We start from the raw sequence: 21212 nt of genomic DNA, 5'->3' as shown, positions 1-21212 counted from the left end.
AACGCGGCGCGGCGCGCGCGGGCGTTGCGACGCAATAGGCCCTGCCGGCCGTATCGATACTGAAACGATGGTCGGATCCCTTTAGGAGTGTGTCTGGCCGGACTGGAAGCAGAGGCCAGCCATAGACTTGTTGCGCAACCACTCCGATTGACAGGTCGAAGGCGCCTCTTCGCCGCAGCACCTCCGGCGGGCGGTTTTCGCAGCCGGTTTTTTGGAGAAGAGTTCTCCGGCAGGACCGTGTCCAGAACGGCGAGACAGGACGGAGTGCTCAACGAGGTCGGCGAACAGCTCAGACCTAAGAACTGCTGAGGACTTCTTATGAAAATCCCCGACCAATTCGACGAGACCACACCACTGCGCGTCGAAATCGCTGCGCGAATTGCCTTTCCCGACGGCTCGATGAGCGCAGCAGGCCTACGCAAGGAACGTGACGCCGGTCGACTTGAAACGGAGCTAATCGCCGGAAAGGAATACGTCAGCTTGATGGCAATCGCGAGGATGAGGGAACTATGCCGCGGACTTCGAAAGGGCCACGCCTGGTATGGCGTGACGAAAGCTGGAAAAAAGATGGAACGCGCCGAAACAAAGCTGGATGGTTTATCCGCGATGGAACCAGCTTCATCAGCGCTGGCGGCGGCGAAAAAGGCCGTCCAGGAACTGAAGCTGAAAAGGCGCTCGCCGCCTACATTGGAAGCAAATACCACCGAGCGCGGGGAGCCGAGGACGTCTTAATTGCCGATGTGGTCAACCTCTACCTTAAAGAGGTTGCACCGAAGCACGCGACACCAGAAGAGACGGCGGCTCGGCTGGATAAGGTCCTTGATTACTTCGGGGAAAAAACTCTCGCCGCCATCAATGGCAAACTCTGCCGCGAGTACATTGCGTCGCGCCCCACCGAAGCCGCGGCGCGCCGCCAACTCGAGGATCTTCGTGCCGCCATCAACTACTACCGCAAGGAGGGTTATACAACCGCCGCACCGGTCATCACCCTGCCAGACAAGGCCGCCGCCCGCGAACGCTGGTTGACCCGCAGTGAGGCGGCCGCACTGATCTGGGCAGCTTGGCGAATGAAGCAGACATGGAAGGGCCAAGCGAGTGGCCGGCGCACTGGGCGACATCTCGCGCGCTTCATCCTCGTCGCACTTTATACAGGAACGCGCTCGGCCGCAATCTGCGGTGCCGCCATGCGCCCAACGAAAGGGCGCGGTCATGTGGACCTAGACCGCGGTATCTTCTATCGCGGTGCCACCGGCGCAAGGAAGACCAAGAAGCGCCAACCCCCTGTACCGTTGCCCGAGCGGCTGCTGGCGCACCTCCGGCGCTGGGCGCGCACTGATCTTCACCTCGAGACCAAATCGCGCGGCAAAAGTGCGAACATCGGTCGCAAGATATCGCAGGATTTTGTCGTGGAATGGAATGGAAAGCCGGTGCAGTCGATAGACAAGAGCTTCAAGACGGCGCGCGAAATCGCCGGCCTAGGGCCCGACGTTACTCCGCACGTGTTCCGCCACACCGCGGCGACTTGGATGATGCAGGCCGGCACCGATCTGTGGCAGGCTGCGGGCTTTCTTGGCATTACAGTGGACGTCCTGATCGAAACTTACGGCCATCATCATCCTAATTTCTTGGCAGACGCCGCCGAGAAGATCACGAAGAAGCCGGTTTTCTCCAAGTCGCCGCAAACCGTTCCGAGTATAACTCAAATCACAAGACACGAACGCGGTGTGCTCATCCCACAGGTTTCCCACAGAAACGGCGAAAGGAAACGCGACCAGTCGTGAGCGAACGTGGCGAAGGAGCCCAGGAACAATAACGACTTGCTGGTAAATCCACATCGTTCGGGACGATGGGATCGCACGTTCAAAACTGCCATCCGCACCCCGCTCAAAGGTCTACTCCGGCTCCCCAGGGCGCGTGCTCGCAGCCGTGCCTTGGATCGGTTTGCCGGGTCCCGAAAGCGACATTGAATCTGGGAGGATTAGAGGCAAAGATCGTGATGCCTGGCTTGACGGAGGCTTGTCTTCGAGGCCAATGAATACGCGCCTGGCCAAATCTCAAAACAGCAGCAAACGGCGCACTAGCCGCAAGCCCGGCGCACCGCTTCTGAGTGAAACTGTCAATCGGCAAGACCTTGGCGATGCCAACCATGTCGTTGTCCATCATCATTGCCGGGATCGGTTGCTCCGGGCCGCAAGACCACCAAAAAATGGCATGGTCTCGTAGGCGGGACGTATCGGCGTTTCTGGCGCGGACCTCAACCAGGAGGTCGCAATCTTTTACCATCACAAAAGCCCCATCTGAGTCGGTCAGTGGTCTATCTCTGGCCTGCTACCCCGCGACGATCAAGACTGTGCTTTCCGGCGACCAATGCAGCACGACATCCTGACCTTCCGCCAGCCTGCCAGCGCCGGTGTTCTGCACAATCACCTTGAGCGTCTGGCCAGCACGCTCGACAAAGTAGGTGCTGCTATTTCCGGCGAAGATGCGCTTCGATACCTGGCCTCGCAGCAGATTCGCGTTGGCCGCATCCGGAGCCTCGGCATCGGTGAAGATGCGGATGCGTTCGGGCCGCACGGCGCAGCTTGCCTTGGCCCCAGCGGCAAGCTTGGCACCCGCGCCGGCGGCAATCGCTGTGCCGTCCGGCAGTCGGATGCCGTTGCCCGTGCTGTCGCCGCGAAGGATGTTGGCGTCGCCCAGGAAAGTGGCGGCAAACTCGCTCTTCGGCCGATCGTAGATCTCCTCGGGCGAGCCTTCCTGCACCAGCTTGCCATCGCGCAGAATGCCGATGCGGTCGCTCATCGTCAGCGCTTCTTCCTGGTCGTGGGTGACGAAGATGGTGGTGATGCCGATCTCGCGCTGGATGCGCTTGAGCTCGATCTGCATGTCGACCCGCAGCGCCTTGTCCAACGCTCCGAGCGGCTCGTCGAGCAACAACACGCGCGGCCGGATGACGATCGCGCGAGCGAGCGCAACCCGTTGGCGCTGGCCGCCGGACAGCTGATGCGGCCGGCGGCCGCCGAGCCTGCCGAGTTGCACAAGGTCGAGTGCGCGCTGTACCTCGCTGGCAATCACCGCCTTGGGCTCGCCGCGCACCGACAGGCCAAAGGCGACATTGCCAGCAACGCTCATATTGGGAAACAGGGCGTAGTTCTGGAACACCATGCCGATGCGCCGCTTCTCCACCGGCACCCGCTCGACACTTTCGCCGCCTATGGAGATGCGGCCAGAGTCGGGAAAGTCGAAGCCGGCGATCTGGCGCAGCAGCGTGGTCTTGCCGCTGCCGGAGGGACCGAGCAGGGCGTAGAAGCCGCCGTCGGCGAAATCGATAGACACATCGTCCAGCGCCTTGTGGGCACCGAAAGCGCGCGACACGTTCGCTACTTGGACGCCAGCCATTATTTCTCTCCGCCGAATTTGAAGAAGCGCGCTGTCAGCAGCATCAGCGCCATCGACACGACAATGATGATCGTCGAGACCGCATTGATCTCGGGCGTGAAACCCTTGCGGATCGCGGCGTAGATTTCGACCGGCAGCGTCGTCTGGCCGGGCGTCGACAAGAAGTAGGATACGACGAACTGGTCGAAGGACACGGCGAAGGCGAACAGCCCACCGGCAATGACGCCCGGCATGATCCAGGGCAGCGTGACGCGGTTCGTCAACTGCCATTGATTGGCGCCGAGCGAGCGCGCCGCCTCTTCCAGCTCGTGCGCGAAGGTCTGCAGTCGGGCCGACACGACGACAATGACGTAGGGAAGCGCAAGCGCGACGTGGCCAAGCAGGATGGCGAACAGGCCGCGCCCAATGCCGACGCCGAAGAAGAAGATCAACATCGCCGTGCCGGTTATCAGCCACGGAATGGCGATTGGCGGAAACAGCAGCGCCTGCAGGAATTTCTTGCCGCGAAACTCATAGCGGTAGAGCGCAAGTGACGCCGCCGAGCCAAGCACGACGCAGATGATGGTAGTGATGACTGCGATTTCGACACTGTTCCAGGTGGCTGAGATAAGCTGGTCGTTCTGCCACAGCGAGACATACCATTCCGCCGTCCATTCGAACGGCAGCTGGTAGAAGGGCGAAACGTTGAAAGACATTAGCGCCATGATGATGATTGGCACATAGAGGAAGGCGAGCAATAGCCAGATGTAAAGGCGGCCGAGCCATTCGAGAACACGTGTCGTCGCCATCACGTAGCCCTCCGCAGCACCGGCGAGGCAACCGCCAGGATGACCAGCACGACGGCCAACAGGATAAAGGAGAGCGCAGCACCCAGCGGCCAGTTGAACACGGCGACGAACTGGTCCTCGATGACAGTGCCGTAAAAGGTGCCGGTACGGCCGCCGAGGATGCGCGGTTCCATGAACGAACCAACAACCGGGACGAAGACGAGCGCTGCGCCCGCCACCAGCCCCGGCATCGACAGCGGAATGATGACTCGATTCAGCACCTGCAGCCGCGAGGCGCCGAGCGAGCGCCCGGCTTCGATTAGCGAGTCATCGATGGCCTGCAGGGTCAGATAGCAGGTCAGCACCATGTAAGGCACGTAGGAGTGCACCAGCCCGATGATTACGGCCGGATAGGAATACATTAGGTCGATGTTGATCTTGAACGGCAGGACGGCGTTGAGCGCAGTGTCGAGAATGCCGCCTTCACGCAACACCATCGCCCAGGAGAAGATACGCACCAGCCCGTTCGACCAGAACGGCAGGATGACGAGCAGGAAAATCGCCTCTCGGGTGCGGCCTTTCAGCACCTTGGCCAGCACATAAGCGGCGGGATAACCGATGACGATGCACCACAGCGTCACCTCGAGGCCGAGGCGCAGCGAGGCCAAAAGCAATGTCAGATAAAGGCTTTGTGAAAAGAAGGCGGCATAGTTTTCGAGCGTGAACGCCCACGGCTTTCCCGACAGCGGCAGGTCGGTCATGAAGGAGAAGAAGACCATGGCTGAGAGCGGCAGGAAGATCGCAACCGTCAGCCAGAGATAGGCAGGCGCCAGCAGTGGCAAGGCCGATCTCAATCCGCTGCGCGACGCGGCCGCAACCTGTGCTGCCATGACATCCACCTCCCAGGATGGGGAAGCATCAGCCGACATGGATGGTCGGCTGATGCCGGCTTCTGCTGTTACTTCACGTCGACCTTGAGCTGCTGCCAGAGCGACAGATAGGTTTCGCGCTGGGCGTCTGTGATCGGCGCCTGGAACTGAATGCGCTTGGCGACTGCCGGGTCACCCATCACCTTGCGGTTGAACGCATCCCCGGGAAGTGCTTCTACAGCCTTGGTGTTGGCGGATACCGGGGCTCCGACCTTGGTGACCCATTCGACATAGAACTTCGGGTCGATCATGTAGTTGATGAAGGCCTCGGCGCCGGCGACATTCTTGGAACCGACCGGAATTGAGAAGGCGTCGAGCCAGGCGACAGCGCCCTCCTGCGGGATCACGAGCGAGACCGGCAGCTTGAAATGGGTCTTGGCGCGATCGGCCGAGCCGCTCCAATAGGTGCCGATGTCGATCTGGTTAGAGGCAGCCATCTGGTTCCAGTCGTTCTCCGAGCTCCAGAACGTCTTGATCTGCGGCATCAGCGAGGTGAGCTTCGCCTTGACCGCCTCGATATCCTTGATGTCGTTGATGTTCTGGCCGGTGGCAATGGCGCCGAACTGAACCGCCTCGACGGCATCATCACGGATGGTGACGCGGCCCTTGTGAGCGGGATCCCACATTTCGGCGATGCTCGTCGGCGGCTTGTCGAATGACTTGTCGTTGATGGCGAGCGCCGTCAGCCCCCAAACCCACGGCACCCCATAGACCTTGCCGTCATGGACAAGCATCGATGATCCGGCCTTGTCCTTGCTGATGTCGGCATAGTTCGGCAGCTTGGACGTGTCGATCGGCTGAATGAGCTTTTCCGCCATCGCCTGATCGTTGAAGGCGGCGTTGATCATGACGACGTCGTAAAGGCCGGGATTGGTCCTGAGCTTGGTCAGCATCTCCTGTTCGGAATTGAAGAAGTCGTTGACGACCTTGTTGCCGGTTGCCTTTTCGAAGGCGGCTATGGCCCACGGCTCGTCGGCGCCATAGCCCTTCCAGTTGAGTACGTGCACCTCGTCGGCCCTGGCGGCCAGCGTAAGCGCCGAAGCGAAGACAGCGGTTGCCGTCAGAAAAGCAGTCAGTTTGGGCATGCGCATGTTCGTTCCTCTCATTATTGCCCGGTTGGCGGGCTTGTTATCCCATTAGGCTGTCACAAATGGGCCTCTTGCTTCCGGCCATGCACGGTCGTCGGTCGATCGTCATGGCTGAGGAATCGCTGGATCTCCTGGTCGTTCGGCGCCGACGACCCGCCATGGCGGGTGACCGAGAGCGCCGCCGCCGCATTGGCGTAACGCGCCGCTTCGAACGGCGACACGCCGTGCGACAGCGCGCTGACTAAGGCGCCGATATGAGTGTCGCCGGCGCCGTTAGTGTCTACCGCCGCGACCTTGAACCCGGGCACATCTTGGGCGGTGCCGTCGGCCAGCCGCACGAAGCAGCCTTTTGCGCCAGCGCGGACGACAACGCCTGCCGCGTTGGGGCAGTGGCTGGCCAGCAGCCGGGCAGCAATAGCCTTTACATCGCCGGTGCCGGCGATCTCAGCCGCTTCGGCGGCGTTGCAGCTCAGCCAGCTTGTGCGCGCCAGCACCCGGTCGAGAATGGTGCGCGGAATGTCTGAGATGATCGGCGTCGGATCGAAGACTAAAGGAATTTCCGCCGGCAGCACCTCGATCCAGTCGACAAGCGCCTCTCGGCTTCCCGGATAGCTAAGCGTATAGCCGGAGGTGAACACCCAGTCGCCCGGTGCGACCGAGATGAGCGCCATCATGTCAAGGCTGAGCACACTCTCCGCACCAGGCCATGAGACGAAGGTGCGCTCGGCATCGCTCGAGATCATGGCGACGCAATTGCCACTGTCCATAACCGCCGATGGCGTCGTCAGTGTCTCGATCCCCTCACTGGCTAAGGCCGCGCGCAGGAAGTCGCCATTGGGTCCGCTGCCGAGCTGGCCGCCGAACACCACCTTCATGCCGGTGCGGCTGGCCGCGACCATCATGTTGAAGCCGCCGCCGGCGACTTGTGCATAGCTTGACGCGGTCTTCTCCGTGCCCGGTGCCGGCAAGGCATCGATGCGGTAGACATAGTCGACCACCGCGCTGCCGATATGGACGAGACGCCCGCTCATGCTGCCGCCTCCTTGCCGGACCTGCTCTTCGCCGCCCGCAGGGCGACCAAGTCGGCGGCGAGCGCGCGCACCCGCCCAATGTCTAGGCCTTTGATCCGGGCGATGTGTTTCTGTGGCAATCGGGAAAAGCCAGTGCAGGCACCGGCCATGCCGGCCGCGATGGCGCCGATCGTGTCGGTGTCGCCACCGAGATTGGCGCTGATGACTGCCGCTTGCCAGGGATCGCCGCCGGCGACTTCCAGCACCGCGAATGCAGCCGGAACGGACTCCTGACTGGCGACGCCGGTGCCGACCAGATCGGTGATCAGCCGGATCGCGTCACTCGTCTCCTTGCCGCGTACGAGCTTCTGCGCCCACCCAATGCGCGCGGCGATGTCACCGCCGGTCACCCAATAGCCGAGCGTTGCTCCGTGCCTCGCCCCGGCGATGGCGCTGTCGGAAGCGGCGCGCCAGTCACCGCCAGCGATGCCGCGACTGATGGCGGCAGCGACCGCTGCGGCCGAAGCGATTGCGATTGACGTGTTGTGCGTCGCCCTGCAAGTTTCGGCCACTTTGCCGACCAATGCGTCAAGCGGCTCTGGCGGCATCATGATGCCGACCGGCGCGATGCGCATGGCTGCACCATTTGTGTCGCCGCTGCGTCCCGCTTCCTCGGCTGGCATACCGTTATTGATCGCGTCGATGGCGCGTTTGGTTGATGGTCCCAGCAGATCGTAGCTGCCGCGCGCCTTGACATCGCGTTCCCAGTCGAGCAGCGCGCTGACCCACCTCGCATGGTCGAACCGGTTACCGGATTCGACCAGGATACGGCCAAGCAGAAGCGCCTGTTCTGTGTCGTCGGTGATCGTCCCGGCCGGGAGTCCCTTCGACACCGGATGGTCGGGGAAAGCAGCAATGAAGTCCTCGACATGACCGTAGAGTTCGGCAATCCGCGCCGGCGACAAAAGCTGCGTCGGCATTCCCAGCGCATCTCCCAGTGCCCCGCCCACAAGCGCTCCCATGGCCCGATCGGTTATGCTCCCGGTGTCGTCCGGCATCTCTCAGAACCTCATATGCAGCGCAAAATGCGCCGGGTTGAGCAGGCTGGTCACATATTCGATCGGCCGGTCATCGGCGGCGCGGGTCAACCGGCGACCGCGAAGGAACGGCGTGCCTTGCGGGCAACCGAGGATTGCAGAGTCCTCGGCGTTGAGCATTTCGATGCCGACCCATTCCTCGCCATGGTCGGGAATGAGGCCCGCGCCGCGCAGCGTCTGGTGCAGCGAGCCTTCGCGCAGGCCGCGCAACGGCACGTCCTCCAGTTCCGGCGACAATGGCAGGCGGCTGCGCTCGATGGAGATGGCGTGGCCGTCGCTGGCATTGGTGCGCACCCGGTCGACAGCGATGAAAAACGGGTTTTCTATACCAAGCAGTGCGGCAAGACGGGGGTCCTCGATCACCTCGAGCCGCAGCGTCCGCGTCTCGGCGTTGGCGCCGGCGTTGGCGAGCGCCCGCGACCAACCGATGGAGTCATCAACGGGCTTGCCATCGAAGGTGACGAAAGAGCCGATGCCGACTTTGGTCGTGATCAGCCCGCGGTTGGACAGTTCCTCGAGGCCTTTGCGGACGGTGTTGCGGCTGACGGAGAAACGCTGGACGAGCTTGTTCTCGCTTTGCAGCCGGTCGCCGAAGCCGAGAACACCGGAGCGGATTTCATGTTCGAGAACGGTGGCGATCTGTTCGGGCTTGCCCGTGCCGGGAGACAGTTGAACCGAGCGCCGCTTCATATGGGTACCTGTTCAGTGATCCTGTATAATCCTGTTCATATCACGGCAGGCTTGTCAACGAGTGCCGCATGGAGCAGTTCGTGATCCCGAGTCCGGTTCAACAGGACGGCATAAGGAGCGTCAGCCTAGCGCCGCCGCAGCCGAGACGCGGGATCGACCGCTCCCGTCGAGGGGCATCGTTTAGCAGGAGCTCGCGACCAAGGTGAATTCCAGGATCGCAGTCGGATGGGGGGAAAGGATGCCACACAACGCACTAGATACGGCGCACGACGGCCGCCTCGCCATCGTTGATCTCGCGGTCGCCGCCTGGCGAGGCCGTCAAACTACTCCTGTCGAGTGAGGTGAATTACGAGGGTAAATTACCAGCCCGGACCCGCGAGCGGCAGGCGTGTCTTTCGAGAGTTGGAAAATCTTACAAATTTCGTCGGTCTGCTGCATTCTTCTTAAACATGGCCAAGACAAGCCGCTTGCCTTCGCGCACACTGTCTTCGAGCGGCTTCGCCTTCGCCAGATGCGCCGCAATCGCGCTAGCCAGCATGCAACCCGTCCCGCGCATTGATGCGACAAGACGAGGTGCGTCGAAGCGGATTGGTTCTTGATCGGAACGCAACAGAATATCGGTTGATCGAGGTCCTGATGCGTGGCCCCCTTTGATCAGCAGGCCCGGCACGCCGGCTGCCAGCAATTTCCGTCCCAGTCTCACCGCGTCGCTCTCGTCGGCTGGCGGTTCCGCACCAACAAGGAGCGCCAGCTCCAGGAGATTGGGGGTCACAAGGCAGCAAAGCGGCATCAGGTCGCGCCTCATGGCAGCGATGGCACCTGCTTCCAGAAGCGCCCGGCCGGAGCTCGAGGCCAGCACCGGATCGAGCACTGCCGGCACCTGCGGATTTTCGCGCAGCACGCCGGCAATGGCAACGACGATCTCAGCCGTTGCGAGCATGCCGATCTTAATTGCCGCCACCTTGTTGGCCTGTAGCGCGGCGCACATCTGATCGGCCACAAGATCGGGCTGCGAAGGATGGATTTCCATTACGGCTTCGTGCGTCTGCACCGTCAGCGCTGTGACAGCCAGGCAGGTGCGCACGCCAATGGAAGAGATCGTCTCGATATCACGTGCAATTCCAGCCCCACCGCTGGGGTCTGATCCGCCGACCACGAGCACATGCGGTTCTCGCCTCAGCGCCATGGCTTTGTCTTTTCGATCCATTCTCGCGTGCGCGCTTCGGGATCGGCATTCAACGTGATGTCGGTGACCACCGCCGCGCTGTCCGCACCAGCCTCGAAGACACCGTCGAGCCGGTCGGGGTTGAGGCCGCCGATGGAGACCAATGGGATCGGCGCCACTCGATGCTTCCACTCGCTGATCCGCTCGAGCCCTTGCGGCGCCCATTTCATCTGCTTCAGGATGGTGGGATAGATGGGGCCGAGCGCGATATAGTCGGGCTCGGCAGCGATGGCCGTTTCCAGTTCGAGATGATCGTGCGTGCTGAGCCCGAGCTTCAATCCGGCGTACTTAATCGCCAGCAGGTCGGCCGCAGCCAAATCCTCTTGGCCGAGATGGACGAAGTCGCAGCCTTCCTCAATGGCGAGCCGCCAATAATCGTTGACGATCAGTTGGCAACCATGGACCGCGCAGACGCCGTTCGCGCGGCGGATTTCCGTCCGCAGCGTGGCCTCGTCCCTATCCTTGATGCGCAACTGAACCAGCTTGACGCCAAGTGGCACCAGCCGTTCGATCCAGGCGGCGCTGTCGACGATCAGGTAGAAGGGATCGAGCTTCATGAGAAAACCGCCCTGCCGAATGTTGGTGTCGATGGCACCGCGACGTCGCGGGGTTCGAGCATCCCCGAGCTGAAAGCTTCTCGACCGGCGTCGACCGCCTTGCCGAACGCACGCGCCATGCCGACCGGATCGGCCGCCTTGGCGACCGCTGTGTTCAGGAGCACGGCATCAAAGCCGAACTCCATGACTGTTGCCGCGTGCGATGGCCGTCCGAGACCAGCATCCACGATCAGCGGGACATCAGGGAAATGTCCGCGCATCGAGCGCAGCGCCATGATGTTGACCGGCCCGAGGGCGGAACCGATCGGTGCGCACCAGGGCATCAAGACCTTGCAGCCCGCCGCAAGCAGCCGCTCGGCGACGACAAGGTCGTCGGTAGTATACGGGAACACCGCAAAACCGTCCTCGCACAGGATGCGGGCGGCTTCGAGCAGACCGAACACGTCCGGCTGCAGCGTGTCGTGATTGCCGATCACTTCGAGCTTGATCCAGGGCGTGCCGAAGACTTCGCGCGCCATTTGTGCGGTCGTGACCGCTTCCTTGACGGAGTGGCAGCCAGCAGTGTTGGGCAGGATTCTGACACCAAGCGACCGGATCAACGACCAGAATTTTTCGCCAGCCCTGCCGCCTGCCATTTCACGGCGCAACGAGACGGTCACCACCGAGGTGCCCGATGCCCTGACTGCATCGGCAAGGATGGCCGGCGAAGGATATTGAGCGGTGCCGAGAAGCAGGCGGGAGGGAAGCGTCGTCCCGAGAAGATCGAACATGCTAGCCTCCCTGCATGGGCGAGAGGATTTCGATCCGGTCGCCGTCGTTCAATTGGAATTCCGCCCGGCTGGCTTTGTGCACGAGGTCGTTGTTGACGGCGGTCGCGAGCCAATCGCCCTCATAGTCAAGCGCGGCAAGCAGCTCGGCCAGCGTGGTGGCGGCAACCTCATGCACTTTGCCGTTGACCATCAGTTTCATGAGCAAGCTCCACGGGTTTGTCGTGATTGAAGACAATTTCGCCCGCCAGGCGCGCCATGGCGGGGGCGAGAAGAAAGCCATGGCGATAGAGCCCGTTGATCGCGACGGTGTCTCCGCTCATTTCGACGCGCGGCAGATTGTCGGGAAAGGCTGGACGGACGCCGACACCGGTTTCAACGATCTCGGCCTCGCCAAAGGCCGGATGGAGGGCATAGGCGGTACCCAGAAGCTCCATCATGGAGCGCGCCGTGACCGGTCTGGCGGACCGGCTTTCAATCATCGTCGCACCGATCATGAACTGGGCGTCGGCACGCGGTACCGCATAGAGCGGAAAGCGCGGATGCAGCAACCGGACCGGGCGCGACAGCGAGAAGTCTGGCGTGTTTAGGATCAGCATTTCGCCGCGAACGCCGCGAAGCCTGTCATCGGCGGCTGCCATTCCCGTGCAATCGATCTGACGATCGAAACCGGAAACATGCCGGGCGTCGGTGCCGAAGTGGAATTTGACACCCATGGCTGCGAGCTTGTCATGAAGTGCTGCCATCGCCTGGCGCGGATCGAGATGGCCCTCATCGGGAAAGAGCAATCCGCGGCGAAAGCGGCCGGCTAAGTCGGGCTCCAGGAGCGCAATTTCGTCTTCGTCGACACGCCGATGGCCCGACGTGCGGCTGGCGAGGCGGTCGAGCTCGCCGGCATCACGCGGGGCGGCCACGACAAGTGTTCCGCCCCGTGTCACCTGACCCGGCAGCACCGCATCCCACCAGTCGGCAGCGTCACGTCCAAGGTCCAGCACCGGCTGCTCGGCGCTTTCACGCTCGCACCATGGCGCCAGCATGCCGCCGGCGAACCACGACGCATTGCCTCCAAGGCCATGCCGGATCTCGGCGACCGTGACCGTCGCGCCGCGGGCGGCGAGTTCGAAGGCGGCGGTGAGGCCGGCGACGCCGGCCCCCTTTATCAGCACCTTCATGACGGCTTACCTGGCTGAGGCGTGAGCGGTGCGACGGTCTCGTCCGCTGGCACGTAGAGATCGCCGCCCTCGCGGTATTTCGCCGCCATCGCCGCCATGCCCTCTTTCTGTGCCTCGGCGCGGATGTCGTGAGAGATACGCATCGAGCAGAATTTCGGTCCGCACATCGAGCAGAAATGCGCCAGCTTGTGCGCCTCCTTGGGCAAGGTCTGGTCGTGGAAGGACCGTGCGGTTTCGGGGTCGAGCGACAGGTTGAACTGGTCCTCCCAGCGGAACTCGAAGCGCGCGCGGGAAAGGGCGTCATCCCTGACTTTCGCCGCCGGGTGGCCCTTCGCCAGGTCGGCCGCGTGCGCTGCGATCTTGTAGGTGATCACGCCGGTCTTGACGTCATCGCGGTCGGGAAGGCCGAGATGCTCCTTGGGCGTGACGTAGCAGAGCATGGCCGTTCCGAACCAGCCGATCATCGCCGCGCCGATGCCGGAAGTGATGTGGTCGTAGCCCGGCGCGATGTCGGTCGTCAGCGGTCCAAGCGTATAGAACGGCGCCTCGCCACAGACGGCGAGCTGCTTGTCCATGTTCGCCTTGATCTTGTGCATCGGCACGTGGCCGGGCCCCTCGATCATCACCTGGCAATCTTTCGCCCAGGCGATCTGCGTCAGCTCGCCGAGCGTTTCCAGCTCGGCGAATTGCGCCGCGTCGTTGGCATCGGCGATCGAGCCGGGACGAAGGCCGTCGCCGAGCGAGAAGGAGACGTCATAAGCGCGGCAGATGTCGCAGATCTCCGCAAAGTGCTCGTAGAGGAAGCTTTCCCGGTGATGGTGCAGGCACCATTTTGCCATGATCGAGCCACCGCGCGAGACGATACCCGTGACCCGGTCAACGGTCAGCGGGATGTAATGCAGCCGCACGCCGGCGTGGATGGTGAAATAGTCAACGCCTTGCTCGGCCTGCTCGATCAACGTGTCGCGGTAGACCTCCCAGGTCAGGTCCTCGGCGATGCCACCAACCTTTTCGAGCGCCTGGTAGAGCGGCACCGTGCCGATCGGCACCGGCGAGTTGCGCACGATCCATTCGCGGATGTTGTGGATGTTGCGGCCGGTCGACAGATCCATCACCGTGTCGGCGCCCCAGCGGATCGCCCACACCATCTTTTCGACCTCTTCAGCCATCGACGATGTGACGGCGGAGTTACCGATATTGGCGTTGATCTTGACCAGGAAATTGCGGCCGATGATCATCGGTTCGCTCTCGGGATGATTGATGTTGGCGGGAATGATCGCGCGTCCGCGCGCCACCTCGTGGCGGACGAATTCAGGCGTGACGAAGTCGGGGATCGCCGCGCCGAAGGCCTCGCCGTCGCGCTCAAGCTTGCCGTGCAGGATCTCGCGACCAAGGTTCTCGCGGATGGCGACGAACTCCATTTCGGGCGTGATGATGCCAGCGCGCGCATAGGCAAGCTGTGTCACCGCCTTGCCGGTCTGGGCCCGGAGTGGCCGGTTGCGGACTGGAAATTCCGGTGTTAGGCGCTCGCCTGCCGCAAACCCATTGTCTTCTGGCCGGACGTGGCGGCCGTCATAGGCTTCGACATCGCCGCGCGCGGTGACCCATTCATGGCGAAGCCGTGCAAGGCCGTTTTCGATGCTGGTTTCGACAGTCGGGTCGGTATAGGGGCCGGACGGATCGTAAGCGGTCACCGGCGGCTCGCCTGCCGTCGGATGGACGGAGATTTCGCGCATCGGCACCCTGAGCTGCGGGTGGATGGTACCGGATTTGTGGATTTTGCGTGAGGCAGGCAGCGGTCCCGTCGAGACGGCGGGGGTGAGGGCATTCATCTTGAGGCTCCTTTGCTCGTTGCATTGGAGACCCAGTTCTGTGCCGGAAGGATGAAAAGACGCTTCTGTCGACCTGCCGAAACAGGACCTCGGGCGTAAACTCCCGCAAAGCGCTTGCACCGTCCCTACGCCAGTATGAACTGGATCAGGTTCAACGGGTCACTGCGCCGCGAATGCCAGCAGTATCTCAGCCCCTTGCCGGGACTCCCCTGGTGAATGCGTGAGGTTGGACGGGACCGCTCCGGTTTGTCAAGCGCGTTCTGGCCGCGGCTGATCGGCGGCCGGTCAGACCGTGCGGAAAAAATCGTGCATGTCTCGGCGACAAGTCAAGCATCGGAGATGAAGGCAGGGACAAGGGAATCGCAAACCGTCGGACTAAAATCGATCCTGATGATCACACCTTCAATGGGCACCAAAGGTTTGCGCGTAGATCGCCTCGATTCTTCCTGCCTCGTCACTGGTCAGCGCGGCGAATTCCTTCTCGCGCGCGCGGTTCGATAGATGGCCATCATTCTGGTGAAGAAAACGGAAGAGCAGATCGGTCAACCGCTCGGGCATGTCGATAAAGGCGTCCACCTGCTGCCGGAACTGATCGTAGCGCTGCAGAAATGCGGTTTCCTCGGGAAGGTCCCGTTCGATCGTCCGCTGAACGCAAGCATAGAGGAATTCGGCGTGCGGGGTTGCATCGAAGAACCGGTAGAAATCACCGGTGTCATTCAGCACCCGGACGTTGAATTGCGGCGTCGGTTCCCATTCCACCAACGGCAGAAGGCGCTGCGAATAGCTCTCGAGCACGCCCCTGTACTCGTTGATCTGGTCCAGGATCGCGGCCGAGACGGGAAAGACCACTCCCGGCGGATTGAAGCCGCGCATGGCAAGGACGTGGTGGATTAGGTAGCGGTGAATGCGGCCGTTTCCGTCCTCGAACGGGTGAATATAGACAAAGCCGAAGGCGAGGATTGCGGCGGCTACGACTGCATCAAGCTTTTGCGCGGGGCCCTGATCGAACGCCGCCATTCCATCGATTAGCCGCGGCAGGTCCTCGGGCCGAGCGCTGATGTGATCGGGCAAGGGCGTACCGTTGTCTCGATCATGCTCACCGACGAAACCTCCTTCTTTTCGGAAGCCAAGTCTTACGAAACGAGCGTCACCAAGTACAATTCTTTGCAGACGCAGCAGCTCATCGCGATCGATCGGCCAGCGGCCGGCTTCGCCGATGGCGCGGCCCCAGCGCTGGATGCGATCTTGCGGCGGGTGCTCGCCCTCGATCGCGTAGCTTGATCGCGAGTCTTTGAGCAAAAGAAAGGCGGCGGTCCGAGCAAGGAGGTCGCGCGGCACGTCCGCTACGATTGCCTCCGCGCGCCGCGGTAGTTCAAGGCCGATGAATTTTTCGAGAATCTTGGTGCGGAACACCAGAGGGCAGAACTCACGCGTGCCGGGGAGATTGTCCCTTACGCGATAGCGCGAAGCGGTCTTGTCGGGTCCGGGCCACTGCAGCTCGGGATCGACAACCGGAATGTATCGTCCGGCCTCCGCGTCCGGCAGATCGATACGCGCGTCCCTCAGCCATTCATATAAAAACCAGATGCGGCGGGCATAACTGCCGGTCGGGCTTTCACGGACCAGCGCCTCGATCGGCGCGGGACCGGTCACTTGGAACAGCCGCTTGAGGACGGCAAGGTCCAGTCCCTCGTACTTGAGCGCAAAGGTCAGGTGGCCTTCGAGGGTAGGATTTGGGGCATGGCGGGGGGTCATGATCCGCCAGCCATCCCGTTCGGTAATGCGATGATGCTCGCCAGTGGCGAACAACCTACGGGGCAAGGGCGCGGCGAGCCTGTAGGCTCCGATCAGGGCGCTGTACCCGGCCGGGGTCGCCGTTTCAGGAAGGCGGATTTCCTGAAAAACGGTAACAGGACCTGAAAATTGGTGCTGTTGCACCGCAGGCATGAAACGCGAATCCTTCCATTGAATTTTGGTTTAGTCGGCAAAACCTATGAAAAATGATCCTATCCCATGAAAATTGATGCCACAAGACAAATTTTCCGAAAACCGATTCTAAACAGTGCTGAGGTCGATCAAGCAAGAACTCCGCCACCGGCTCAAGGAAGCGACTTCAGACCAAAAAGGTGAGTCCAGGAACCGCCATTCGCCCGTCTTAGTCACGAGGCCGGCACGGATGGCCCGCTTTACGTCGAGCCGGATTGCTCGAGCGCGCCGTTCGGGGCTCACTCATAGAGCGCTCCGGTGCGCGATCCCGATTTGATAGCCGCGATCACGCTCGCGACTGATCTTGGTGACGTGGCGGCGTCGGAGTAGAAAAGTGATGCAGGATCTCGGTGGCGTCGTGTGTGTGTGACCTGAAGTGAGTTCTCTGCGGTATGGGGGGCGGCACGCAGCGCGCGTCTTCTCGGCAAACAGATCGACGAAGCGGCACCGAAGGGAAGTTCCTGGCATTCATTCTCGCCATCGCTGCCCCAATTTGCCGATCGGACTGCCGATCGATCTCGCCCAATACTTTGCGCGCGCAAGGGCCGAAGCTGAACTGGGCGGCACCTGCTCATTCGGGAGCTGACTCATGCTTGGTGCCCGAGAGAGCTGTGCCTGATCGAATGCGTGAAATCGTAGCTCGGAGTGGAGAGGCTGACGCGGTCATCTGTCACCGCCTTCGGGCTGTAACGGAAAGCGCGACATCGTCTCCAATGCTCGTTCCCCACGTCGAGGGGCCCAGCGGCTTGGCTACGGGGGGGACTGTCAGCTAGTGGCCGCTGGGCCTTGACGACCAGCGACCGTAAGAGGAGGCCCTGTGCTGGCTGACGAAAACTTGCGAGCAAAGCCACGGAAAAGCATCATTCGAACGAACTCTTTCGTCGAGACGAGGAGGGCAGTGAGGCGGTAGCCGCCGCTTTGAAGTTCTCCGGCAGCTGCTACGCTGGTCATTCCGAGGGTCGCAGTTGCGCTTGCGCCGTCATATCAGATAAGTCTAATAAAATACGCGCCTGGCCATCGAACGCGCCGCGGCGCCCTTGGGTCGGCGCTATTCATCGGGTGGGCATGTCGGGCACGCAAGGGAGGACGAAATGAGACTGGTTCAGTCATTTGCATTTGCTGCTGTGCTGCTTCTTTCGTCTGCATTGTCTGCGGCCGCCCACTCGGCTCGTGAGGACATCGAAGCGGCGTTGGTAAAATTCATGGACGCCTTCAACAGCGGAAACGCAGCAGCGGTAGGTCAAATGTATACCGACGATGCCGCCCTGCTGCCACCCGACGGCAAACGCGTCGATGACCGCAAGGGCGTGGAAGAATTCTGGCAGGGCGCAATCAAGGCCGGGATGAAGAATCTCACCCTGAAGGCGCTGGAAGTGGAAGAGAGCGGGAATCTCGCCTACGAAGTTGGCGCATTTACGCTCGGTGTGCCGAGCAAAGGCGGTGCCCCTTCCACCGTTGCGGGCAAGTACATTGTCGTTTGGAAAAAAGGGGACGACGGGACGTGGCGCCTGCATCGGGACATCTGGAACTTTGGTGCGGCCCAATAGATTCCGCGACCCGTGAGGCCGGCGCGCGCAACAGTTCCAACGAAAGTCCATGGCAATAGTTGATGTGACTGAATTGATTAACAAAATTGAACAGACTTGATGGGTCTGCTCATCGAGTCGGCTCTGGATCTATCGCGCTACCGATCAGGGAGGCGGTAAGATTCGAGCTCAGCAGAACGGCAATTCCGGCTGACCACCACTTGCCGGGACTAGAGCGTTCTCCGGCTCGGCGCGCCGCTGAGGGCTCTTGTTCATTTGGTCGTGGGCAATCCGCGGTTCTCCAAGAACCCGTCCATCTCGTCAAATGCCATCTGAGCCGAGACAACTAATTATCATTGGGCAAAGTAGCGGCTCAACGGCTCCAGAAGAAAGCAGCCCCCCGATGCTCGTTCAACATTCGAGCCCGCATCGGGCAAGTCTTTCCACGTCCGGGTACGCCATGCTGCTTCGACCGCCCCTTTCTTCTTGCGGATTTAGGAATTCGAGCTTTTCGGTTGTTCCGATCATCCATTTGGGAAACGATCGATGCCGGCAAGCAAGGTTTTATGGGGCCAGATACTCACCGCCTTTCTGATCGTCGTCGCGACGACATGGGGAGCAACACAGTGGACGGCAGGGCGGCTCGGCTTTCAAAGCCAACTCGGTCCGCCGTGGTTCGAATTGGCTGGACAGCCCGTTTATCCGCCGCCAGCCTTTTTCTGGTGGTGGTTTTTCTACGACGCCTACGCGCCGAAGGTCTTCCTGGAGGGCGCGGCGATTGCGGCGAGCGGAAGCCTCATGGCTATCGTCGCAGCGATCGGGATGTCGCTGTGGCGGGGGCGCGAGGCAAAGGACACCACGACTTACGGCTCGGCGCGCTGGGCGACGCGAGACGAAATCAAGGCCGCTGGGATGATCGGTCAGGATGGGCTGATCCTGGGTATGTTGGGCCGACACTATCTGCGCCACGACGGTCCGGAACACGTGCTATGTTTCGCACCGACCCGAAGCGGCAAAGGCGTCGGCCTGGTCGTGCCGTCACTACTGACCTGGCCGGGTTCGGCAATCGTCCACGACATCAAAGGCGAAAACTGGGAACTGACGGCCGGATGGCGGGCCCGTTTCGGCCAGGTGCTTCTGTTCGACCCGACCAATGCTGGATCAGCAGCCTACAATCCTCTGCTGGAGGTGCGACGGGGCGAGTGGGAAGTTCGAGATGTGCAGAACGTGGCGGATGTCCTGGTCGACCCAGAAGGCACATTGGAACGCCGCAACCACTGGGAGAAGACCAGCCATTCGTTGCTGGTCGGCGCAATACTGCACGTGCTCTATGCGGAGAAAGACAAGACCCTCGCAGGCGTGGCGAACTTCCTTTCCGATCCAGAGCGGCCAATCGAGGCAACGCTGCGCGCCATGATGCTGACGCGGCATTTGGGTGATGCAGGCCCGCATCCCGTCGTGGCGTCGGCTGCTCGGGAACTGCTTAACAAGTCCGAGAACGAGCGTTCCGGCGTGCTCTCGACGGCCATGAGTTTTCTGGGCCTCTACCGCGATCCAGTTGTGGCCAAGGTGACGTCATGCTGTGACTGGCGGATCGCAGACCTTGTCGAGGAGGCACGGCCGACGACGCTTTATCTGGTCGTGCCGCCATCGGACATCAGTCGCACAAAGCCGCTGATCCGACTCGTGCTTAACCAGATCGGCCGCAGGCTCGCCGAAGATCTTCACGCGAAGGATCACCGGCAGCGTCTTTTGATGCTGCTGGACGAGTTTCCCGCGCTTGGCAGGCTCGATTTCTTCGAAAGCGCGCTGGCCTTCATGGCCGGGTATGGCATCAAGTCGTTCCTGATTGCACAATCGCTCAATCAGATCGAGAAGGCCTACGGACCGAACAATTCCATCCTCGACAATTGTCATGTGCGGGTGAGCTTCGCCACGAATGACGAGAGGACGGCCAAGCGCGTCTCAGACTCTCTGGGGACCGCGACCGAGTTGCGCGCCATGAAGAACTATGCGGGGCACAGATTGTCGCCCTGGCTCGGGCATCTGATGGTGTCGCGGCAGGAAACGGCGCGTGCACTGATGACGCCGGGCGAGATCATGCAGCTGCCGCCGACCGAGGCGATCATTATGATCTCGGGCCAGTTCCCAGTCCGTGCGAAGAAGGCACGCTACTTTGCCGACCCGCGTCTTGCCGAGCGCGTCTTGCCGCCACCAAGGACCGGAGGGACAACGCAGAACGCTCGCCCTGACGACTGGACCGACACGACACTTCTTGCTGAGCCGGAAGGCAAATCTCGCAAGCTGAGGCTTGCCAGGGATCAGCAGGACGAGGATCCGGCCAATGGCGGCATTCGCCGCCAGCCCGAGCTTCCCGAACACGAAGACATCGCGCCGGAACGAACGGCACGCTGCGACGATGAGTTCGACCTCGACAGGGATGAGCCCGATGATGACGCCGTTCGTCGCCGCAGTGTCGATCAAGCCATGAGACGCGCAGCTCGTCAGGCCGCCCTTGACCCCAATGATGGCATTGAGCTTTGAGCGCATGAAGAACGCCAAGAAAAGACGTCTGTCTGCCTATCTCGACCCTGACATAATGAGGGCACTGGCGGATTACGCTGGGCGGCGCGAGGTCTCGCTGTCACTGGTCGCCGAGGCTGCGCTCGCGTCGTTCCTGTCGCCGGACGCCGAAGAACGAAAGCAAGCGGCGATCACTCGCCGCCTCGACCAGATCGATCGACGCGTGCAGCGGGTCGAGCGTGACGTCGGAATTGCTATTGAGACGCTAGCATTGTTCGTCCGGTTTTGGCTCAACTCGACTCCAGCCTTGCCGGAATCGGCGCAAGCGGAGGCGCGCGCCAAGGGCTTGCAGCGCTACGACAATTTCGTCGATGCGCTCGGTCGCCGGCTCAGCAAAGGACCAAGGCTCAGGCAGGAAATAGCCGACGATGTCCCGCCAGTGCCGCCAGCGAGCCGATAAGGTGCGTGACGCCAGATTGAAGCGTCTCTCGGGACCGTGATCTTTCCGACGGGTTGGTATCTGCTCGCGCACCGTTCCTAAACGTGCCCACAAAGTTCGGGTGGTGAGCGAGCGGAGGTCATATGTCTGCTTTGCTCCATTCCAGACAACATTAGTCTAATCAGATCAAAACGACTATCGAATCGAT

The 21212-nt window shown here is 61.7% G+C and carries 19 protein-coding genes and 1 riboswitch; of the genes, 5 read left to right on the top strand and 14 right to left on the bottom strand.

Translation table 11 applies throughout. From position 1 onward, the window contains the following. The first annotated feature begins 318 nt into the window (after nucleotides 1–318). Complete coding sequence (locus NKH30_RS00175; RefSeq protein WP_352470541.1) at nucleotides 319–732, top strand: excisionase; 414 nt, start codon at nucleotides 319–321, stop codon at nucleotides 730–732. Nucleotides 733–740: 8 nt separating this feature from the next. Further along, nucleotides 741–1781 (top strand): site-specific integrase, encoded by a 1041-nt coding sequence (locus NKH30_RS00170; protein WP_352612556.1) that lies wholly within the window; start codon nucleotides 741–743, stop codon nucleotides 1779–1781. Between the two features lie 547 nt (nucleotides 1782–2328). On the opposite strand, the gene NKH30_RS00165 is transcribed toward NKH30_RS00170, so the two are convergent. The 14 genes from NKH30_RS00165 to NKH30_RS00100 all read right to left on the bottom strand — a co-directional run bounded on the left by NKH30_RS00165 (nucleotide 2329) and on the right by NKH30_RS00100 (nucleotide 16477). After that, nucleotides 2329–3396, bottom strand: coding sequence for an ABC transporter ATP-binding protein (locus tag NKH30_RS00165; protein ID WP_352502585.1), 1068 nt, complete (start codon nucleotides 3394–3396; stop codon nucleotides 2329–2331). Beyond that, nucleotides 3396–4184: an ABC transporter permease gene (locus tag NKH30_RS00160; RefSeq protein ID WP_352470538.1), complete on the bottom strand. Its 789-nt coding sequence runs from the start codon at nucleotides 4182–4184 to the stop codon at nucleotides 3396–3398. The genes NKH30_RS00165 and NKH30_RS00160 overlap by 1 nt, the downstream gene beginning before the upstream one ends. Next, nucleotides 4184–5053 carry an ABC transporter permease gene (locus NKH30_RS00155; protein WP_352470537.1) on the bottom strand — a complete coding sequence of 290 codons (870 nt, stop codon included), beginning with the start codon at nucleotides 5051–5053 and terminating at the stop codon, nucleotides 4184–4186. Before NKH30_RS00155 ends, NKH30_RS00160 begins: the two co-directional genes overlap by 1 nt. A gap of 68 nt (nucleotides 5054–5121) precedes the next feature. After that, nucleotides 5122–6183 carry an ABC transporter substrate-binding protein gene (locus tag NKH30_RS00150; protein ID WP_352540071.1) on the bottom strand — a complete coding sequence of 354 codons (1062 nt, stop codon included), beginning with the start codon at nucleotides 6181–6183 and terminating at the stop codon, nucleotides 5122–5124. Nucleotides 6184–6236: 53 nt separating this feature from the next. After that, entirely contained in the window at nucleotides 6237–7211 is a 975-nt protein-coding gene (locus NKH30_RS00145; RefSeq protein ID WP_352917956.1) for a PfkB family carbohydrate kinase, read from the bottom strand. Then, nucleotides 7208–8248: an ADP-ribosylglycohydrolase family protein gene (locus tag NKH30_RS00140; protein ID WP_352993730.1), complete on the bottom strand. Its 1041-nt coding sequence runs from the start codon at nucleotides 8246–8248 to the stop codon at nucleotides 7208–7210. The genes NKH30_RS00145 and NKH30_RS00140 overlap by 4 nt, the downstream gene beginning before the upstream one ends. A 3-nt stretch (nucleotides 8249–8251) precedes the next feature. Next, nucleotides 8252–8977: a GntR family transcriptional regulator gene (locus NKH30_RS00135; RefSeq protein ID WP_352993728.1), complete on the bottom strand. Its 726-nt coding sequence runs from the start codon at nucleotides 8975–8977 to the stop codon at nucleotides 8252–8254. 412 nt (nucleotides 8978–9389) lie between these two features. After that, nucleotides 9390–10163: a hydroxymethylpyrimidine/phosphomethylpyrimidine kinase gene (locus tag NKH30_RS00130; RefSeq protein ID WP_352540153.1), complete on the bottom strand. Its 774-nt coding sequence runs from the start codon at nucleotides 10161–10163 to the stop codon at nucleotides 9390–9392. Then, nucleotides 10154–10759: a thiamine phosphate synthase gene (locus NKH30_RS00125; RefSeq protein WP_352470532.1), complete on the bottom strand. Its 606-nt coding sequence runs from the start codon at nucleotides 10757–10759 to the stop codon at nucleotides 10154–10156. The genes NKH30_RS00130 and NKH30_RS00125 overlap by 10 nt, the downstream gene beginning before the upstream one ends. After that, nucleotides 10756–11529 carry a thiazole synthase gene (locus NKH30_RS00120; protein ID WP_352540067.1) on the bottom strand — a complete coding sequence of 258 codons (774 nt, stop codon included), beginning with the start codon at nucleotides 11527–11529 and terminating at the stop codon, nucleotides 10756–10758. The genes NKH30_RS00125 and NKH30_RS00120 overlap by 4 nt, the downstream gene beginning before the upstream one ends. Before the next feature lies 1 nt (nucleotide 11530). Continuing rightward, on the bottom strand, nucleotides 11531–11728 hold the full coding sequence (thiS, locus tag NKH30_RS00115) for a sulfur carrier protein ThiS (protein WP_023679205.1): 198 nt from the start codon (nucleotides 11726–11728) through the stop codon (nucleotides 11531–11533). After that, a complete protein-coding gene (gene thiO / locus NKH30_RS00110; RefSeq protein ID WP_352470529.1) occupies nucleotides 11697–12698 on the bottom strand; it encodes a glycine oxidase ThiO in 1002 nt (333 codons plus the stop codon). The genes thiS and thiO overlap by 32 nt, the downstream gene beginning before the upstream one ends. Continuing rightward, complete coding sequence (thiC, locus tag NKH30_RS00105) at nucleotides 12695–14530, bottom strand: phosphomethylpyrimidine synthase ThiC (protein WP_352517564.1); 1836 nt, start codon at nucleotides 14528–14530, stop codon at nucleotides 12695–12697. Before thiC ends, thiO begins: the two co-directional genes overlap by 4 nt. Before the next feature lie 104 nt (nucleotides 14531–14634). Beyond that, nucleotides 14635–14751: riboswitch (TPP riboswitch) on the bottom strand. A 181-nt stretch (nucleotides 14752–14932) separates the two neighbouring features. Beyond that, complete coding sequence (locus NKH30_RS00100) at nucleotides 14933–16477, bottom strand: Fic family protein (RefSeq protein WP_352470527.1); 1545 nt, start codon at nucleotides 16475–16477, stop codon at nucleotides 14933–14935. A gap of 1130 nt (nucleotides 16478–17607) precedes the next feature. Between NKH30_RS00100 and NKH30_RS00095 the strand changes: the two genes are divergently transcribed. From NKH30_RS00095 to NKH30_RS00085, 3 genes are all read left to right on the top strand, one after another. Further along, complete coding sequence (locus tag NKH30_RS00095) at nucleotides 17608–18063, top strand: YybH family protein (RefSeq protein WP_352470526.1); 456 nt, start codon at nucleotides 17608–17610, stop codon at nucleotides 18061–18063. Nucleotides 18064–18588: 525 nt separating this feature from the next. Beyond that, nucleotides 18589–20586, top strand: a complete 1998-nt coding sequence (locus NKH30_RS00090; RefSeq protein ID WP_352816831.1) for a conjugal transfer protein TraG — start codon at nucleotides 18589–18591, stop codon at nucleotides 20584–20586. After that, nucleotides 20570–21025 (top strand): CopG family transcriptional regulator, encoded by a 456-nt coding sequence (locus NKH30_RS00085; protein WP_352470524.1) that lies wholly within the window; start codon nucleotides 20570–20572, stop codon nucleotides 21023–21025. Before NKH30_RS00090 ends, NKH30_RS00085 begins: the two co-directional genes overlap by 17 nt. Nucleotides 21026–21212: the final 187 nt, after the last annotated feature.

This window comes from Mesorhizobium sp. M1273 (genome assembly GCF_040318195.1).
Taxonomy (GTDB): domain Bacteria; phylum Pseudomonadota; class Alphaproteobacteria; order Rhizobiales; family Rhizobiaceae; genus Mesorhizobium.
The sequence above is the reverse complement of the archived record's forward strand: the minus strand, read 5'-3'. Positions and strand labels throughout refer to the sequence as shown.

Excerpts from the sequence above, each read along its gene's own strand:
- NKH30_RS00175 (WP_352470541.1), top strand. The coding sequence starts at position 319 with ATGAAAATCCCCGACCAATTCGACGAGACCACACCACTGCGCGTCGAA.
- thiO (WP_352470529.1), bottom strand. The coding sequence starts at position 12,698 with ATGAAGGTGCTGATAAAGGGGGCCGGCGTCGCCGGCCTCACCGCCGCC.
- NKH30_RS00145 (WP_352917956.1), bottom strand. The coding sequence starts at position 7,211 with ATGAGCGGGCGTCTCGTCCATATCGGCAGCGCGGTGGTCGACTATGTC.
- NKH30_RS00140 (WP_352993730.1), bottom strand. The coding sequence starts at position 8,248 with ATGCCGGACGACACCGGGAGCATAACCGATCGGGCCATGGGAGCGCTT.
- NKH30_RS00125 (WP_352470532.1), bottom strand. The coding sequence starts at position 10,759 with ATGAAGCTCGATCCCTTCTACCTGATCGTCGACAGCGCCGCCTGGATC.
- thiC (WP_352517564.1), bottom strand. The coding sequence starts at position 14,530 with ATGAATGCCCTCACCCCCGCCGTCTCGACGGGACCGCTGCCTGCCTCA.
- thiS (WP_023679205.1), bottom strand. The coding sequence starts at position 11,728 with ATGAAACTGATGGTCAACGGCAAAGTGCATGAGGTTGCCGCCACCACG.
- NKH30_RS00090 (WP_352816831.1), top strand. The coding sequence starts at position 18,589 with ATGCCGGCAAGCAAGGTTTTATGGGGCCAGATACTCACCGCCTTTCTG.
- NKH30_RS00095 (WP_352470526.1), top strand. The coding sequence starts at position 17,608 with ATGAGACTGGTTCAGTCATTTGCATTTGCTGCTGTGCTGCTTCTTTCG.
- NKH30_RS00085 (WP_352470524.1), top strand. The coding sequence starts at position 20,570 with ATGGCATTGAGCTTTGAGCGCATGAAGAACGCCAAGAAAAGACGTCTG.
- NKH30_RS00130 (WP_352540153.1), bottom strand. The coding sequence starts at position 10,163 with ATGGCGCTGAGGCGAGAACCGCATGTGCTCGTGGTCGGCGGATCAGAC.
- NKH30_RS00150 (WP_352540071.1), bottom strand. The coding sequence starts at position 6,183 with ATGCGCATGCCCAAACTGACTGCTTTTCTGACGGCAACCGCTGTCTTC.
- NKH30_RS00155 (WP_352470537.1), bottom strand. The coding sequence starts at position 5,053 with ATGGCAGCACAGGTTGCGGCCGCGTCGCGCAGCGGATTGAGATCGGCC.
- NKH30_RS00135 (WP_352993728.1), bottom strand. The coding sequence starts at position 8,977 with ATGAAGCGGCGCTCGGTTCAACTGTCTCCCGGCACGGGCAAGCCCGAA.
- NKH30_RS00165 (WP_352502585.1), bottom strand. The coding sequence starts at position 3,396 with ATGGCTGGCGTCCAAGTAGCGAACGTGTCGCGCGCTTTCGGTGCCCAC.
- NKH30_RS00100 (WP_352470527.1), bottom strand. The coding sequence starts at position 16,477 with ATGCCTGCGGTGCAACAGCACCAATTTTCAGGTCCTGTTACCGTTTTT.
- NKH30_RS00120 (WP_352540067.1), bottom strand. The coding sequence starts at position 11,529 with ATGTTCGATCTTCTCGGGACGACGCTTCCCTCCCGCCTGCTTCTCGGC.
- NKH30_RS00160 (WP_352470538.1), bottom strand. The coding sequence starts at position 4,184 with ATGGCGACGACACGTGTTCTCGAATGGCTCGGCCGCCTTTACATCTGG.